General features: G+C 68.8%; 12 protein-coding genes. 9 read left to right on the top strand and 3 right to left on the bottom strand.

Features of this window, described 5'->3' with window-relative positions:
• Window positions 1-111: 111 nt before the first annotated feature.
• The 7 genes from TA3x_RS25955 (at window position 112) to TA3x_RS25925 (ending at window position 8,786) form a co-directional block, all read left to right on the top strand.
• Window positions 112-1,014: an AraC family transcriptional regulator N-terminal domain-containing protein gene (locus TA3x_RS25955; protein WP_435017576.1), complete on the top strand. Its 903-nt coding sequence runs from the start codon at window positions 112-114 to the stop codon at window positions 1,012-1,014.
• A gap of 187 nt (window positions 1,015-1,201) precedes the next feature.
• Window positions 1,202-1,774: an REP-associated tyrosine transposase gene (locus tag TA3x_RS25950; RefSeq protein WP_435017575.1), complete on the top strand. Its 573-nt coding sequence runs from the start codon at window positions 1,202-1,204 to the stop codon at window positions 1,772-1,774.
• Between the two features lie 240 nt (window positions 1,775-2,014).
• A complete protein-coding gene (locus TA3x_RS25945; protein ID WP_435017574.1) occupies window positions 2,015-3,253 on the top strand; it encodes an MFS transporter in 1,239 nt (412 codons plus the stop codon).
• 170 nt (window positions 3,254-3,423) lie between these two features.
• Window positions 3,424-4,170, top strand: coding sequence for a hypothetical protein (locus tag TA3x_RS25940; protein WP_435017573.1), 747 nt, complete (start codon window positions 3,424-3,426; stop codon window positions 4,168-4,170).
• A gap of 237 nt (window positions 4,171-4,407) precedes the next feature.
• Window positions 4,408-6,132 carry a DNA repair helicase XPB gene (locus TA3x_RS25935; RefSeq protein ID WP_435017572.1) on the top strand — a complete coding sequence of 575 codons (1,725 nt, stop codon included), beginning with the start codon at window positions 4,408-4,410 and terminating at the stop codon, window positions 6,130-6,132.
• Window positions 6,133-6,169: 37 nt separating this feature from the next.
• The gene (locus tag TA3x_RS25930; RefSeq protein ID WP_435017571.1) at window positions 6,170-6,394 is read left to right on the top strand and encodes a hypothetical protein; all 225 of its coding nucleotides are present in this window, start codon (window positions 6,170-6,172) and stop codon (window positions 6,392-6,394) included.
• Window positions 6,395-6,440: 46 nt separating this feature from the next.
• Window positions 6,441-8,786 carry a helicase-associated domain-containing protein gene (locus TA3x_RS25925; RefSeq protein ID WP_435017570.1) on the top strand — a complete coding sequence of 782 codons (2,346 nt, stop codon included), beginning with the start codon at window positions 6,441-6,443 and terminating at the stop codon, window positions 8,784-8,786.
• 22 nt (window positions 8,787-8,808) lie between these two features.
• Here the strand turns inward: TA3x_RS25925 and TA3x_RS25920 are convergent, their stop codons facing one another.
• The 3 genes from TA3x_RS25920 to TA3x_RS25910 all read right to left on the bottom strand — a co-directional run bounded on the left by TA3x_RS25920 (window position 8,809) and on the right by TA3x_RS25910 (window position 11,612).
• Window positions 8,809-10,833 carry a cation acetate symporter gene (locus TA3x_RS25920; protein ID WP_435017569.1) on the bottom strand — a complete coding sequence of 675 codons (2,025 nt, stop codon included), beginning with the start codon at window positions 10,831-10,833 and terminating at the stop codon, window positions 8,809-8,811.
• Window positions 10,830-11,156: a hypothetical protein gene (locus TA3x_RS25915; protein ID WP_435017568.1), complete on the bottom strand. Its 327-nt coding sequence runs from the start codon at window positions 11,154-11,156 to the stop codon at window positions 10,830-10,832. Before TA3x_RS25915 ends, TA3x_RS25920 begins: the two co-directional genes overlap by 4 nt.
• Before the next feature lie 234 nt (window positions 11,157-11,390).
• Window positions 11,391-11,612, bottom strand: coding sequence for a hypothetical protein (locus TA3x_RS25910; protein ID WP_435017567.1), 222 nt, complete (start codon window positions 11,610-11,612; stop codon window positions 11,391-11,393).
• A gap of 719 nt (window positions 11,613-12,331) precedes the next feature.
• On the opposite strand from TA3x_RS25910, the gene TA3x_RS25905 reads away from it, so the two are divergent.
• A complete protein-coding gene (locus TA3x_RS25905) occupies window positions 12,332-13,189 on the top strand; it encodes an ABC transporter ATP-binding protein (protein WP_435017566.1) in 858 nt (285 codons plus the stop codon).
• Complete coding sequence (locus tag TA3x_RS25900; RefSeq protein ID WP_435017565.1) at window positions 13,186-14,004, top strand: ABC transporter permease subunit; 819 nt, start codon at window positions 13,186-13,188, stop codon at window positions 14,002-14,004. Before TA3x_RS25905 ends, TA3x_RS25900 begins: the two co-directional genes overlap by 4 nt.
• Window positions 14,005-14,007 lie beyond the last annotated feature (3 nt).

The following is a 14,007-nucleotide window of genomic DNA, read 5'->3' as shown; positions in this document are numbered from 1 at the left end:
CGATCCTCCAAAAGGCTTGCCTGATCCTCTCGGGGCCCATCCGATCGATCGGGACTTGACCGGGATTGGTATCCTGGAGCTATGACGCGGCGCGAACCGACGGAGGAACCGATGGACTGCCCCACCGAGAATCGCCTGCGACTGGCCCGCCTGCTGGGCGAGGTCGCCGTCCGCGAGGGGATGCACCCGACCAGCGTCGAGGGCGTCCAGGTCGTCCGCCGATCGGCGCCGATCGCCCGCGCCCCGATGGTCTACCACCCCAACATCGTGATCGTCGGCCAGGGGCGGAAGAGGGCCTACGTCGGCGATCGGGTGTACGAGTACGACGCGTTCAATTATCTCGTCTCGTCGATCCCGATCCCGGCCGAGTGCGAGGCCGACGCCAGCCCCGAGGAGCCGATCCTGGTCGTCGCCATCGACGTGGAGCCGGCCATGCTCGGCGAACTGATCCTGGAATTGGACGAGCTGGCGCCCCCGGTCGGGCCGACGCCCCGGGGCTTCTCCACGACGCCGATGGGCGAGGATCTGGTCGGGGCGGTGGTCCGCCTCCTGGAATGCCTCAAATGCCCGCTCGACAGCCGGATCCTCGGCCGGCAGGCGGTCCGCGAGATCGCCTATCGCGTCCTGCTGGGAGAGCAGGGGGGCTCGCTCCGCGCCCTGGCCAGCCGCGACGACCACTTCGCGCGGATCGCCCGCGCCGTGAACTACATCCACCGCGAGCACGCCCGATCGCTGAGCATCGAGGAACTGGCCCGGCGCGCCAACATGAGCGTCCCGGCCTTCCATCACCACTTCAAGCTGGTGACCGCCAGCTCTCCGCTCCAGTATCTCAAGCGAATCCGCCTGGACCGCGCCAAACGGCTCATGGCCCACGACGGCTACAACGCCGGCACCGCCGCCCGCGCCGTCGGCTACGAGAGCCCGTCCCAGTTCAGCCGGGAGTTCAAGCGTCTTTTCGGCGTCTCCCCCGTCGAGGAGGCCGAGCAAACCCGCGCCCGCCTGGCGGTCGGGTGACTGCCAGATCATCGGGTGGCTTTACCTCTGGGTGGCTGTGGTTGGCTTGCCAACCACGGCGCCGGCGAGCCGGATACAGGATGATGTCCACCGTCGACCGCCTCGGGGGCGGGACCGAGGCGGTCCTGTCGAAGACTGTCACTTCATGGCGTGACATCGGTCGATGATCAAGAATCAGGCCACAGTCATGGATCATGGACAATCGATCGGACGACGTCATGGGTTCGACGACCCGGGCCATGCCCACGCGTTGACTTTCACCTGTTACCGGCGGCATCGGTTCCTCGCCGCCGAACGCACCTGCCGATGGCTGGCCGATTCCATCGCCGAGGCTCGGGTGCGCCATAGGTTTGACCTCTGGGCCTTCGTGTTCATGCCCGAGCACGCCCACCTGATCATCCGACCCCATGCCCCGGAAAGTACGGTCGCGGCGATCCTCAAGGGGATCAAGCAGCCGGTCGGGCGCCGGGCCCTGCTTTTCATCGAAGCAGAAGCTCCCCATTGGCTGCCCCGCGTGACTCGCCAGCGAGGTGGCCGGGTCGAGCGACTATTCTGGCAATCCGGGGGCGGGTATGACCGCAACATTGTCGAGCCCCGGGTCCTGATGGCGATGATCGATTACGTTCACGCCAACCCGATCCGTCGCGGTCTGGCTAAACGCGCCGGCGACTGGTCCTGGTCCAGCGCCGGCTGGTACGAGGGGACGCCCCGGAACGAGTTGCGTCCCGACCCGATCCCGCCCGAATGGTCCGACGTTTGACCCATCGCGAGGCCGACCCTGCGTAGCGAGCCGACACGTGGCATCGACGTGCTCCCGGCTCGCCGGCGCCGTGGTTGGCAAGCCAACCACAGCCACCCGGACGCGAACCCGCCGGCCGCCTTGGAGTGTCCGGGCGGTTCATGACCACATGACAGATCGTGGCGGCATCGGGTACGCTGCGGCCGGGCCATTCGAATCGAAGACGGCCCACGCGGGCCGGGGATCAGGGAGGACGCGACGGTGTTGATCGAGGCGGAGCGGAAGGCCGAGGCGTCGGCGACGGCGTGGGCGGTGCTGGCGGCGTTGAGCGTATCGCACCTGCTGAACGACACGATCCAGTCGCTGATCGCGGCGGTTTATCCGGTGCTCAAGGAGTCGTACTCGCTCAACTACACCCAGATCGGCCTCATCACGCTGACCTTCCAGTGCACCGCGTCCTTGCTCCAGCCCGTGGTCGGGACCTACACCGATCGCCGGCCCTTGCCGTTCTCGCTGGCGCTGGGGATGGGGGTGACGCTGGTCGGGCTGGTCCTGCTGTCGATGGCCCACACCTTCCCGATGATCCTGATCGCGGCCGGGCTGGTGGGGGTGGGCTCGGCGGTGTTCCACCCCGAGTCGTCGCGGATGGCCCGGCTGGCGTCCGGGGGGCGGCACGGGTTCGCCCAATCCCTGTTCCAGGTCGGCGGCAACGCCGGGTCGGCGCTGGGGCCGCTGCTGGCCGCTTATGTGGTCGTGCCGTGGGGGCAGGGGAGCCTGGCCTGGTTCTCGATCGCGGCGGTGGCGGCGATGCTGATCCTGGCCCGCGTCGGCTTCTGGTATCGCGCCCACCTCGCCGAGCGGGCCGTGAAGAAGCCGGCGCGGGGGGCGGGCCCGGTCTCCGGCCGGCGGGCGGCGTTCGCCGTGGGGATCCTGCTCTGCCTGGTCTTCAGCAAGTACTTCTACCTGGCCAGCCTGACCAGCTACTACACGTTCTACCTGATCGAGACCTTCAAGGTCTCCGTGCAGGACGCCCAGATCCGCCTGTTCGTATTTTTGGGGGCGGTGGCCGCCGGGACGTTCATCGGCGGGCCGATCGGCGACAAGGTCGGGTTCAAGGCGGTGATCTGGGGTTCGATCCTCGGCGTGCTCCCGTTCACCCTGGCGCTGCCCTCGGCCAACCTGTTCTGGACGACCGTGCTCACCGTCCCGATCGGGCTGATCCTGGCCTCGGCGTTCTCGGCGATCATGGTCTATGCCCAGGAACTTCTGCCCAGCCGGGTGGGGATGGTGGCCGGCCTGTTCTTCGGATTCGCCTTCGGCATGGGCGGGATCGGCTCGGCCGTGCTCGGCCGCCTGGCCGACCAGACCAGCATCGCCCACGTCTATCGCGTCTGCTCGTTCCTCCCGCTGATCGGCCTACTGACCGCCCTGCTCCCCCAACTCGGGGCGAAGCCCGCCCCAGCGACCATTCCCGAGGACGATTGGCCGGACGAGCCTTGATCCGGTCGACGCCCACCCTCCACGGCTCCCCGAGGCGGAGGGTGGGCGAGCTTTTTTTGACGAAATGTCTCCCTTTTGGTGAATAGTATGATTAAGCCGCCCCCTCGATCCTGAATGTATCGGACGGAGACCCGACCCGCCCGACACCATCCCGATCGAGGACCCCGCCGATGCCCGCTTCCCCCGCGCAGATCGAGGCCAACCGCCGCAACTCGCTCAGGAGCACGGGGCCGAAGACGGAGGAGGGCAAGGCCAGCTCCCGGGCCAATGCGCTCAAGCACGGGATGACCGGCGCCGGCGTCGTCTTGCTGGCCGAGGATACCGCCCGGGTCGAGCGCCTCGCCGAGTCGTTCCGCGCCGAGCTGAAGCCCGACGGGGATGTGGGCGACGTGCTGGTGCGGCGGATGGCGGTGCATGCCGTCCGGATGGACCGCGCCGTGGTGCAGGAGACCGCCGCGCTGGCCACCCACGTCCGCGAGGCGAAGCGAGCCTTCATGGCCTCCGATGATCGCTACGCCGACAACGCGCGGACGCTCCGCGACGAGGCCGCCAACCGGGCGTTGTTCGACGCTTCCAAGGAGGCGGTCCTGGCGCGGAAGTACGAGGCGGCGTCGGAGCGCGGCTTCCACGCCGCCCTCAAGGAGCTGCGCCGGATGCGGGCCGAGGCCGGGCGGGCCGTCGTGGAGGAGGCCCCGGCCCCCGCGCCCGTCGCGGAGGCGCCCGCCGAGGCGTCGGAATCGGCCGGGAAATTGGCTTCGTCTTTCCTGGACGGGCCGGCCCCGGTCGTGGACGACCTGGAGCCGGGGCTGTCCCCCGCCGTGCACCGGGCCGTGGCCCTGACCTCGGCCTTCCGGGGGTGGGAGACCGGCCTGGAAACCCACAGCGACATCCCGATCGCGATCGGCCGGCCCCGCTGACCGGCGGTCGCATGGCATTCCGGCGCGATTCCATCGAGGGCCGCGCCCCGATCGGGCCGCGTGGGCCGTCGGCCGCACCCCGTGGCGGTCGCCGGGTTGCGGAAAATCACCGGCCCGAGGGCGGCGCCCGGCATCGGCCATCGCCCGCAAGCCGGCCTTGCGGGGCGGGGCGCCGGCGTCTACCATGACAGCTTTGGCGCCAGGGCGCAACGCAGGTCCTCGTCCGGCAAGGAGCCCATGCAGTACAACCCCGCCAATCCGCTCATCGTGCAGGGCGACCGCACGGTCCTGCTGGAAGTGGACAACCCCAAGTACCCCGAGGCGCGCGACGCCCTCGCCCCGTTCGCCGAGCTGGAAAAAAGCCCCGAGCACATCCACACCTACCGCCTCTCGCCCCTGTCGCTCTGGAACGCCGCGGCGGCCGGGATGACCGCCGAGGCGATGATCGAGTCGCTGTCGTCGTTCAGCAAGTTCCCCCTGCCGCCCACCCTGGCGGTGGACCTCGCCGAGCTGGTCGGCCGCTACGGGCGGGTCCGCCTCCTGCGCGTCGACGGCTCCCTCCGGCTGGTCACCACCGACAAGGTGCTGCTGGAAGAACTCGCCCGGCGCAAGGAAGTCCGGGGCTACCTGGGTGACCGGCTCGACGAGACCAGCTTCGCCATCGACGACGCGTTCCGCGGGGTGCTCAAGCAGGCGCTGATCTCGGTCGGCTACCCGGCGGAAGACCTGGCCGGCTACACCGAGGGGGCGTCGCTGATGGTGTCGCTCCGCGAGGCGACCTTGCGGGGGCAGTCGTTCCGGGTCCGCGACTACCAGAAGATGGCCGTGGACGCCTTCCACGCCGGCGGCGACGTCCGGGGCGGATCGGGCGTGATCGTCCTGCCGTGCGGGGCGGGCAAGACGATCGTCGGGATCGCGGCGCTGGCCCTGCTCAAGAAGAACACCCTGGTGCTGACCACCAGCACCACGTCGGTCGAGCAGTGGCGGCGCGAGATCCTCGACAAGACCGACCTCGACGAGTCGATGGTCTCCACCTACACCGGGGAATCCAAGGCGATCTCGCCGGTCACCCTGGCGACCTACCAGATCGTCACCTTCCGGCCCAAGAAGGACGGGGATTATCCCCACTTCCAGCTGTTCAACGAGCGCGACTGGGGCCTGATCGTCTACGACGAGGTCCACCTGCTGCCGGCCCCGGTCTTCCGCGTGACGGCCGACATCCAGGCCCGCCGACGCCTGGGGCTGACCGCGACCCTGGTCCGCGAGGACGGCCGCGAGGAGGACGTGTTCAGCCTGATCGGCCCCAAGAAGTACGACGTCCCCTGGCGGGTGCTGGAGCAAAAAGGCTGGATCGCCGAGGCCAAGTGCCACGAGGTCCGGATCGCCCTGCCCGCCGACGACCGGATGGACTACGCCGTGGCCGAGTGGCGGGATAAGTTCCGCCTGGCCAGCGAGAACCCGGTGAAGGACGACCTCGTCGGCCGCCTGCTGGACCGCCACGACGGCCCCGAGGACCGCGTCCTGGTGATCGGCCAATACCTCAAGCAACTCCGGCGGATCGCCGACCGCTTCGACCTCCCGCTCATCACCGGGCAGACCGGCAACAACGAGCGCGAGGACCTCTACAAGAGGTTCCGCAAGGGGGAGATCCGGCGGATGGTGCTGAGCAAGGTCGGCAACTTCGCCATCGACCTGCCCGACGCCAACGTGATGGTCCAGGTCTCGGGCACCTTCGGCAGCCGCCAGGAGGAAGCCCAACGACTCGGCCGGATCCTGCGTCCCAAGGGGGGCGACGACCCGGCCCACTTCTACACCCTGGTGACCCGCGACACCCGCGAGATGGACTTCGCCCACCATCGCCAGCTCTTCCTGACCGAGCAGGGCTACAGCTACGAGATCGTGGACGAGGGGGACGTGGAGTCCGCCTCGGCGGCGGCCAAGAACGGGACCGCCGCCCCCTGATCCCCGACCCCGCTGGACCCGACGGAAAGGAGGAGGGATGGCCGGCAGCCTGGCGCGAACGCCGATCAAGCTCCACAAGCAGGTCGCCCTGATCCGGGTGGCCGATCCGATCCTGGCCGAAGAACTCCTGGCCCGCAAGACGCTGGCCCGCCTGATCGCGGGCCGGCTATCGGACACGATCCTGCTGGTGCGGGCCGAGGAGGAAGATGCGATCCTCGACGAACTCCGCCGGATGGGCCACACACCTCGCGTCGTGCGCTGACCACGGAAGGAAGGGGGGGCGGCGAACCTGACCCGCCCCGGCGACCATGACCGATCCGTCCGACATCGAGAACGGGCCCGACATCGAGGCCGAGGCCCCCGGGGTCCCGATCCCGCCCCCCGACCCGCCGTTGATCGCCTTCCGCGCGGCCCTGAAGCGGTACGACGGCGGCCTCCTCGCGGAGATCCACGCCGCGCTCGGCGGGGCCGACCTCGGCGGCAAGTCGGCCGGCCTGCCCGACGCGATCGCCGATCGCATGGCCGAGCCCCGCACCGCCGACCGCTGGATCGCCACCCTCCCGCGCGACGCCCGCATGGCGCTGGGGCTGTTCTCGCTGACCGAGACCACCGAGTGGCCCGCCCTGGGCCTGATGCTCGGCCTGTCCACCCTGGGCGTGGAACCGGCCCCCGCCATCCGGGCCTTGCTCGGGCTCGGGCTCGTCGCGGCCAAGGTCGGCGACTCGTTCGAGTTCGTCCCCAACTTCGACATGCCCCTGGGCATCGAGGCCCACCGGACGACCTGCCTGGCCCACCCGTCGGCGGTCGCCGCGGCCCGGACCCTCGCCCCCGAGGGGCCGCCCCCGCCCGAGGCCGGCCCGGTCCGCCAGGCCCGCGAGACCGACGGCCTGGAGCCGATCCTCCGCCTGTCGGCCGCCTGGCAGCGGATCGAGGAGGCCCCGCTCCGCCAAACCTTGCAGGGCACCTTCTTCAAAAGGGACCGCGAGCGGCTCGAAGACGACCCGGTTTTGGCCGGGCCGATCACCGACTCCCTGGAACCGCTGCCCGACATGGCCCCGCTCTGGGTCGCGTTGGCGCGGGGCGTCGGGCTGGTCGTGCCCGAGCCCAACTCCGACCGCCTGGTGGCCGCCCGGCCCGACTTCTGGGGCGAGAACGCCTTCCACCTGCCGCAGATGGTCGCCACCCGCTGGCTCGGCCTCCGCCAGTGGCACGAGACCGCCGGCATGAGGCAGGAGGCCGCCCCCGGCGACCTGGCCGCCCCGTTCGCCCGGGCCTCGGCCCTGCTCTGGCTCGCCACCATCCCGGAAGATTCGTGGATGGCCGTCGCCGACCTCGACGACCACCTCGCGCGGCTCTCCCCGGGCTGGGACCGGCCGATGCTCGCCGAGTCGTGGCGCGGCAAGGCGGGCGAGCCGTCCGGGCTTTTGTCCGCGATCCTGCTCGGCCCCGCCTACCAGCTCGGCCTGATCCGCGCCGCCGAGGAGACCCCCAGCGGGCGCCGGGTCGTCCAGCTGACCCCGCTGGGCCGGTACGTCCTGACGGTCGGCCCGCCGCCGCCCCCGCGATCGACGTTCGACCACTTCCTGTTCGTCCAGCCGAACTTCGAGGTCATCGCCTACCGGCAGGGGCTCAACCCGTCGCTGATCGGCCAGTTCGGCCGGTTCGCCCGCTGGATCCAGATCGGCGCCGCCCTGGAATTGAAGCTCACGCCCGACTCGGTCTATCGCGGCCTCGAAGGCGGGCTGACCACAGAGACGATGCTGGAACGGCTCGGCCGCCACAGTTCCCGGCCCCTGCCGGCGGGCGTGGCCGAGGCGCTCCGGACCTGGGCCGGCCGCCGCGACCGGGTGACCTACCACGCCTCCACGACCCTGGTCGAGTTCGCCACGGCGGCCGAACTGGAGACCGCGCTGGCCTCGTGGCCGACCAACGGCCGCGTCCCGCCGGCCCGGATCGCCGACCGGTTCCTGCTGGTCGAGGACGAGGGGGCGATCCCGTTCCATCGGTTCCGGATGGCCGGCTCGCGCGACTATCGCCGCCCGCCCGAGGCCTGCGTCGAGGTCGAGCCCGACGGCGTGGAGCTGTCGCTCGACCTGGGCCGATCCGACCTGCTGGTCGACGCGGAACTGGCCCGCTTCGCCGACGAGAAGAAGGACCTCAACCGGGCGGGCGGGATGGCCGGCCCCCGCCGGACGTTCCTGATCTCCCCGGCATCGCTGGCCCGGGCCACCGAGAACGGGATGACCCCCGCCCAGCTCTCGCGCTGGTTCCTCCAGCGCACCGGCGCCGACCTGCCGGCCGCGGTCCGCCTGCTGCTCCACGCCGCGGGCAAGGACGTCCGGCCGTTCCCGACCCGCAGGCCGGTCGTGATGACGGCGCCGTCGCCCGAGATCCTCGACGGGCTGCTCCAGCACCCGACCACCGGAGCCTACCTCGGCGACCGGCTCGGCCCGACCAGCGTGATCGTCCCCGACGAGTCGCTGGACGAACTCCGCGAGGCCCTGGCCGACCTCGGCCTCCGGCTGGACGACCCCGGCGCGGCCCGGATTGACCCGCCCGCGCCGGCCCCGCCCCCGCCTCCACCGAAACCGGCTCCGACCCCGCCGGCGAGCAAGCCCCGCAAGTCCTCATCGAAGACCAAGCCGGCCCCGTGAACCGGGGCCGGCCCGGCCTCGATCAATGGTCGCCGATGTAGTCCTTGGACAATCCCAGCTCCTCGGGTGCGTGGAGCCGGAGCATCTTGAGGTGGACGTCGGCCGGGACCAGCCGGGGCGTCAGCAACGAGAGACCGATCATCAGCCCCAAAGAGAGCGGCACGCCCCAGATCGCCGGCTGCTCCATGAGCGACCGGATCAGCGGGGAGACTTCGAGCGTCAGTACCTTCTTATCCAGGAGCATCGACGCCACGATCGACCCGACCGATGCCGCGCCGCCGACCAGCATCCCGGCCCCGGCGCCGATCTTGGTCAGCCCTTTCCACCAGGCCCCCAGCAAGAGGAGGGGGAAGTACGACGCCGCCGCGATCGCGAACGCCCAGCCGACCATCATGGCGATGTCGAACGTCTCGACCAGCAGCCCCAGCACCATCGACACCACGCCGATCAGGATGGCCGCGAGCTTGAAGGCGACCAGCCGCGCCTGGGGCGACGATTCGGGGCGGAGCATCTTGCCGTAGATGTCATGCGCCAGCGCCCCCGACATGCTGACCAGCAGCCCCGAGAACGTCGACATGAACGCCGCGAACGCCCCCGCGCTGGTGATCCCGATCAGCACCTGGGCCAGCACCTGGTTGTTCAGGATGCCCGGCAGCCGGATCACCACGGCGTCGGTCGAGTTGTTGGCATAGAGCGACGGCAGGGCGTTGCGGCCGAACGTCCCCCACACCGGCGGGAAGACGTAGAACAACCCCAGCATCACCATCACCCACAGCGTGGTCCGCTTCGCGGCCCGGCCGTCGGGGTTGGTGTAGAACCGGACCAGGATATGAGGCAACCCGGCCGTCCCGCAGATCAACGCGATGATCAAAGAATAGGTGTAGAGCAGGGGGTGGCCATACTTGGAGGTCATCGGCCCGAACGGGTTGATCCACTTCGGGTCGGAGGGGGCGTTGGCTATTCCCGCCGTCAACAGGGCGGCGGTCGGCTCGCGGAAGCGGAACCGGACGGCGGTGAACACCTCCTGGCCGTCCACCCGGATCGGCTCGCCCCCCTTGGTGACGCGATGGGGCCGGATGACCAGCAACGTCCCCGGCGAGATCCGCAGGGCACCTTCGGCGTCCGGCTTGACGGCGACCGCGACCTCGGCTGCGGTACCCGGCTCCGGGACTTTGAGCGTGCCATTCGTCGCGGTAATGGCCAAGATCGACGAGACCGGGTCTTCCCCCGGCCCGGGCTTGCGAACGGGCTCGATGTGGTCGATGACCGCGTCCCTGCTGAACAGAAGCTGCGATTCATCTCGATCCGAAAACGTCGCGACATTCGCCGGGTAGGCCGCTTCCCCCTTGAATGAGACCGCCTTCAGCAGCTTGTCCCTGGGGAAAGCGTCCGGCCCCATCGGGGCGCGGTTCTCGGCCACGTTCTTGCCATATCCGCCCAGGACCGTCATCAGCACGAACACCGGGGCGGTGATCGCGAACAGCTTGGCCCAGTACTGGAACGCTTGGACGAAGGTGATCCCCTTCATCCCGCCCAGCGCCACGTTGAAGGTGATCACGGTGCCGACCAGCACGATCCCGGCCCAGTAGGGCCAGTTCAGGATCGTGCCCATGGTCACGCCGGCCCCCTTCATCTGGGGCATCGTGTAGAAGAAGCCGATGAACAGGACGAACGTGACCGCCACCTTGCGGAACGCCGGGCTGTCGAACCGGCCCTCGGCGAAGTCCGGGATCGTGTAGGCCCCGAAGCGTCGGAGCGGCCCGGCGATGAACAGGAGCAGGAACAGGTAGCCCGACGCGTAGCAGGCCGGATACCAGAGGGCGTCGTACCCGTTCTTCATCAACAGCCCGGCGATCCCCATGAACGAGGCCGCCGAGAGGTATTCGCCGGAGATCGCCGATGCATTCCAGAAGACGCTCACCGACCGGCCCGCGACGAAGAAGTCCGACGCCGTCTGCGCCTTGCGGGTGGCGTGGATCCCCAGGTAGATCGTGGCCACGGTCATCAGCGCGACGAAGGCGACCGGGATCCAGTCCAGGAGGTTCATCGGCGGGCCTCCTCGGCGAGCATCGCCCGCCAGTCCAGGCACGTCGCCTCGATCCGGTCCGACCGGCGGACGAAGAAGACCGACAGGATCACCGCGATCGGGTAGAAGATCACGCCCAGGAACAGCCAGTTGGCCGGGATGCCCAGGATCGGCGCGCCCGCCAGCTCGGGCCGGGTCGCGTTGAGCAGGGGCAAGGCCAGCAGCAGGCCCAGGAAGGCCGCAGCCACCCCCAGGCTCAGCCGCCCCTGCCGCCTCATCACGGCGCGGGCCAGCCGCGCCTGCTCGTCGGGTGTCAATTCGAGGAGGTCGCGATCATTGGCCAACGTGGAATCTCCGGCATGCCCCATCGCCCCGGTCGGTGCAAGGCCACCAATGTAGGGCCGGTGGGCCGGAATGCAAGGCGGCATCGACGCGTCCGAGCCCGATTTATCGGCCCGGTGCGGGGCCGATCTTCCCCGGGACCACGAACGCGGCCGGCCTCCGGCGGCCGGCCGCAAGCCGTTCAGGCCGCAGGCCGGCCGCCGGAGGCCGGTGTCGAATACCTTGGTCCTTACGGATCAATCCATCCGGAGGGCCCCCCAACTCCCGTTAGGGAACGGCTGGGCATCATTCGGCCTGACGGACAACATCGCCCATTCCTCCGCAGTCCAGATCAGCACCGTCGCTGGGAAGCCGTTGATGAGCCAACGTGCCGAATTCGCAATCTGCTCCGCAGGACGGTGGATCTTGAGGAGGGATCGCTTCATCGCGATCGAATCATCACGCAGGGCAATATTCATAGGGCTAGATCCGATGAGGTGGGATGAGATTCGACTTCGCCCCGGATTTGCTCACAAATGGCGAGAGGGTGTTCCGGGACGTCAGGTCCCCGCGACGTCGGGGGGATCCGACCTTTCATACCCAAAAAATGGCGAAGCGGGCGAGGAGGCCGAGGGATGGGCCGTGCCGATCTCGGGGTCAGGGGCAATGGATCGGGAGTCGGAGGTCACGACGTGGCGATGTGGGGATGATGAACGATCGCTCAATCCGCGATACAATGGGGTGGGAGGGCGGATCGCAGAGATTGAATGAAAACGCATCCCGGGTTCCTCGACGATGGGGGCTGATCGGGCAATGTCCTGCTCCTCTGACAATCCGACAGGCCTCCTGTCGTAAGGACGGTGGGGTATTGCTTTCCACAACTCTGTTCTACCCCGGGTCGATAAGACCCGCAAGGAACCATCGAAGCTTGTGTGAATAATATGGCGTGAAATGCGGGATGTTGAAAAAAAGAAACATCACAGATCACTTTGCTTCCCGGTTTTATTGCTTAAATTGACCAATGGGAAGCTTTCTTCGCACTTTCTCCCGACCAGTCGGTTTCCATGTTCGCGGGGCCGGGCGCCCCGTGCCCGAACCTTCAGGCCGGTCGCGGTCGCTCGCGTCGGGGAAGAATCGTAAGGAATGGGGGCCTGCGTTGATCGCGACGGAAACATTAACGAAAACCTATGGTGCCAATGTGGCTCTGGCTGAATTAAACCTGGACGTCAGGAAAGGGGAGGTTTTCGGCTTGCTGGGGCCGAATGGTTCGGGCAAGACCACCACGATCCGGCTCCTGCTCGGCCTCCTGCGGCCGACCTCGGGGCGGTCCACCGTGGGCGGTTATGATTCGTGGTCCCGGAGCCTGGAGGTCCGCGACCTCGTCTCGTACTTGCCGGGGGAACTCCGCCTGATCGGGTCGATGTCCGGCCTGGGCCTGCTCAAGTTCCTCTCGTCGCTCCGGGGCGGCGCCGGGCTGGATCGCGCCGTCGCGATCGCCGAGCAGGTGATGAAGCTGGACCTGCGGCGCAAGGTCCGGGCCTATTCGACGGGCATGAAGCAGAAGCTGGCCCTGTCCCAGGCGTTCGCCGACCCGGTCCAGATCCTGATCCTCGACGAACCGACCTCGGCGCTCGACCCCTCGGCGCGGGCCGACGTGCTCGGGCTCGTCGCCGAGGCCAGGCGGTCGGGCCAGACGGTGATCTTCTCCGGCCACGTCCTCTCCGAGGTCGAGCAGATCGCCGACCGGGTCGGCATCATGCGGACGGGCCGGCTGATGCACGTCGAGGACATGCACGCCCGCCGCTCGCTGCGGATGGTCCTGGCCAAGTATGCGAAGGCCCCGCCGGACCACCTCCCCGAAGAACTCGAACTGACCCTGCGGGGCCGCGAGGACGGCATCGACCTGTTCGAGCACCGGGGCCTCATCGGCCCGCTCCTCGACTGGCTCCGGCGGTGCGACGTGGTCGACCTGGCCATCGGCACCGAAGACCTGCGGGCCCTGTACGACAAATTCCACGGGCCCGATGCCCGCACCGACGAGCCCAAAATCCCATGACCGTCGCCATCGCCCTGTTCCGCAAGAATCTTCGCGACGCCCGCTGGATGCTCGCCATCCTCGTCGTCGCCCTCTTTGGCCTGAGCTGGCTGTTCGTCCATGTCGCCCACAAGATGGAGCAGGCGATCCTCAAAGGGTCGGGCGCCCGATCGATGCGGATGCTCCGGGGCCTGGGCGGGGAGGCGATGGACTTCTCCACGACCGCCATCGAGATGACCTTCTGGAAGGATCCGTCCATCCTCCTGATGTTCGCCATCTGGGCGATCGCGCGGGGTTCGGGCGCGGTCGCCGGCGAGATGGAGAAGGGGTCGATGGACCTGATCCTGTCGCGGCCGGTTGCACGCACGACCTTCTTCGGCAGCCAGGTGGCCACCGCCACCTTCGGGCTGATCCTGATGGTGGCGGCGATGATCGCCGGAAACTGGGTCGGCACCCGCTACAACACGGTCGATGCCGCGCCCAGCCTGTCCACCTTGCTCAGGCCAGGGCTGAACCTGGTGGCCTTCGGGTTCGCCATCTACGGCTATACTGCCATGCTCTCGGCCGGGGACATCGTCCGATGGCGTCCCAACCTGATCGCCTCGGTCGCCACCCTGGCCATGTTCATCTTCCAGGTGATCTCGAACATCCCTCAGCTCGAAGGGTGGAAGTGGCTGGAGCACATCACGATCTTCGAGGCGGTCAACCCGGTCGAGGCCGCGGTCAAGGGTCAGACCCTGGCCTTCAACGCCGGCATCCTGGGCGGCGTGGGGCTGATCGGGCTGATCGTGGGGCTGGCCATCTTCAACTGGCGTGACCTGCCCGCGGGAAGTTAAGCA

This window comes from Tundrisphaera macrotermitis, assembly GCF_051175315.1.
In the GTDB taxonomy this organism is placed as follows: domain Bacteria; phylum Planctomycetota; class Planctomycetia; order Isosphaerales; family Isosphaeraceae; genus Tundrisphaera.
The sequence above is the reverse complement of the archived record's forward strand: the minus strand, read 5'-3'. Positions and strand labels throughout refer to the sequence as shown.

Excerpts from the sequence above, each read along its gene's own strand:
- TA3x_RS25955 (WP_435017576.1), top strand. The coding sequence starts at position 112 with ATGGACTGCCCCACCGAGAATCGCCTGCGACTGGCCCGCCTGCTGGGC.
- TA3x_RS25950 (WP_435017575.1), top strand. The coding sequence starts at position 1,202 with ATGGATCATGGACAATCGATCGGACGACGTCATGGGTTCGACGACCCG.
- TA3x_RS25940 (WP_435017573.1), top strand. The coding sequence starts at position 3,424 with ATGCCCGCTTCCCCCGCGCAGATCGAGGCCAACCGCCGCAACTCGCTC.
- TA3x_RS25935 (WP_435017572.1), top strand. The coding sequence starts at position 4,408 with ATGCAGTACAACCCCGCCAATCCGCTCATCGTGCAGGGCGACCGCACG.
- TA3x_RS25930 (WP_435017571.1), top strand. The coding sequence starts at position 6,170 with ATGGCCGGCAGCCTGGCGCGAACGCCGATCAAGCTCCACAAGCAGGTC.
- TA3x_RS25925 (WP_435017570.1), top strand. The coding sequence starts at position 6,441 with ATGACCGATCCGTCCGACATCGAGAACGGGCCCGACATCGAGGCCGAG.
- TA3x_RS25920 (WP_435017569.1), bottom strand. The coding sequence starts at position 10,833 with ATGAACCTCCTGGACTGGATCCCGGTCGCCTTCGTCGCGCTGATGACC.
- TA3x_RS25910 (WP_435017567.1), bottom strand. The coding sequence starts at position 11,612 with ATGAATATTGCCCTGCGTGATGATTCGATCGCGATGAAGCGATCCCTC.
- TA3x_RS25900 (WP_435017565.1), top strand. The coding sequence starts at position 13,186 with ATGACCGTCGCCATCGCCCTGTTCCGCAAGAATCTTCGCGACGCCCGC.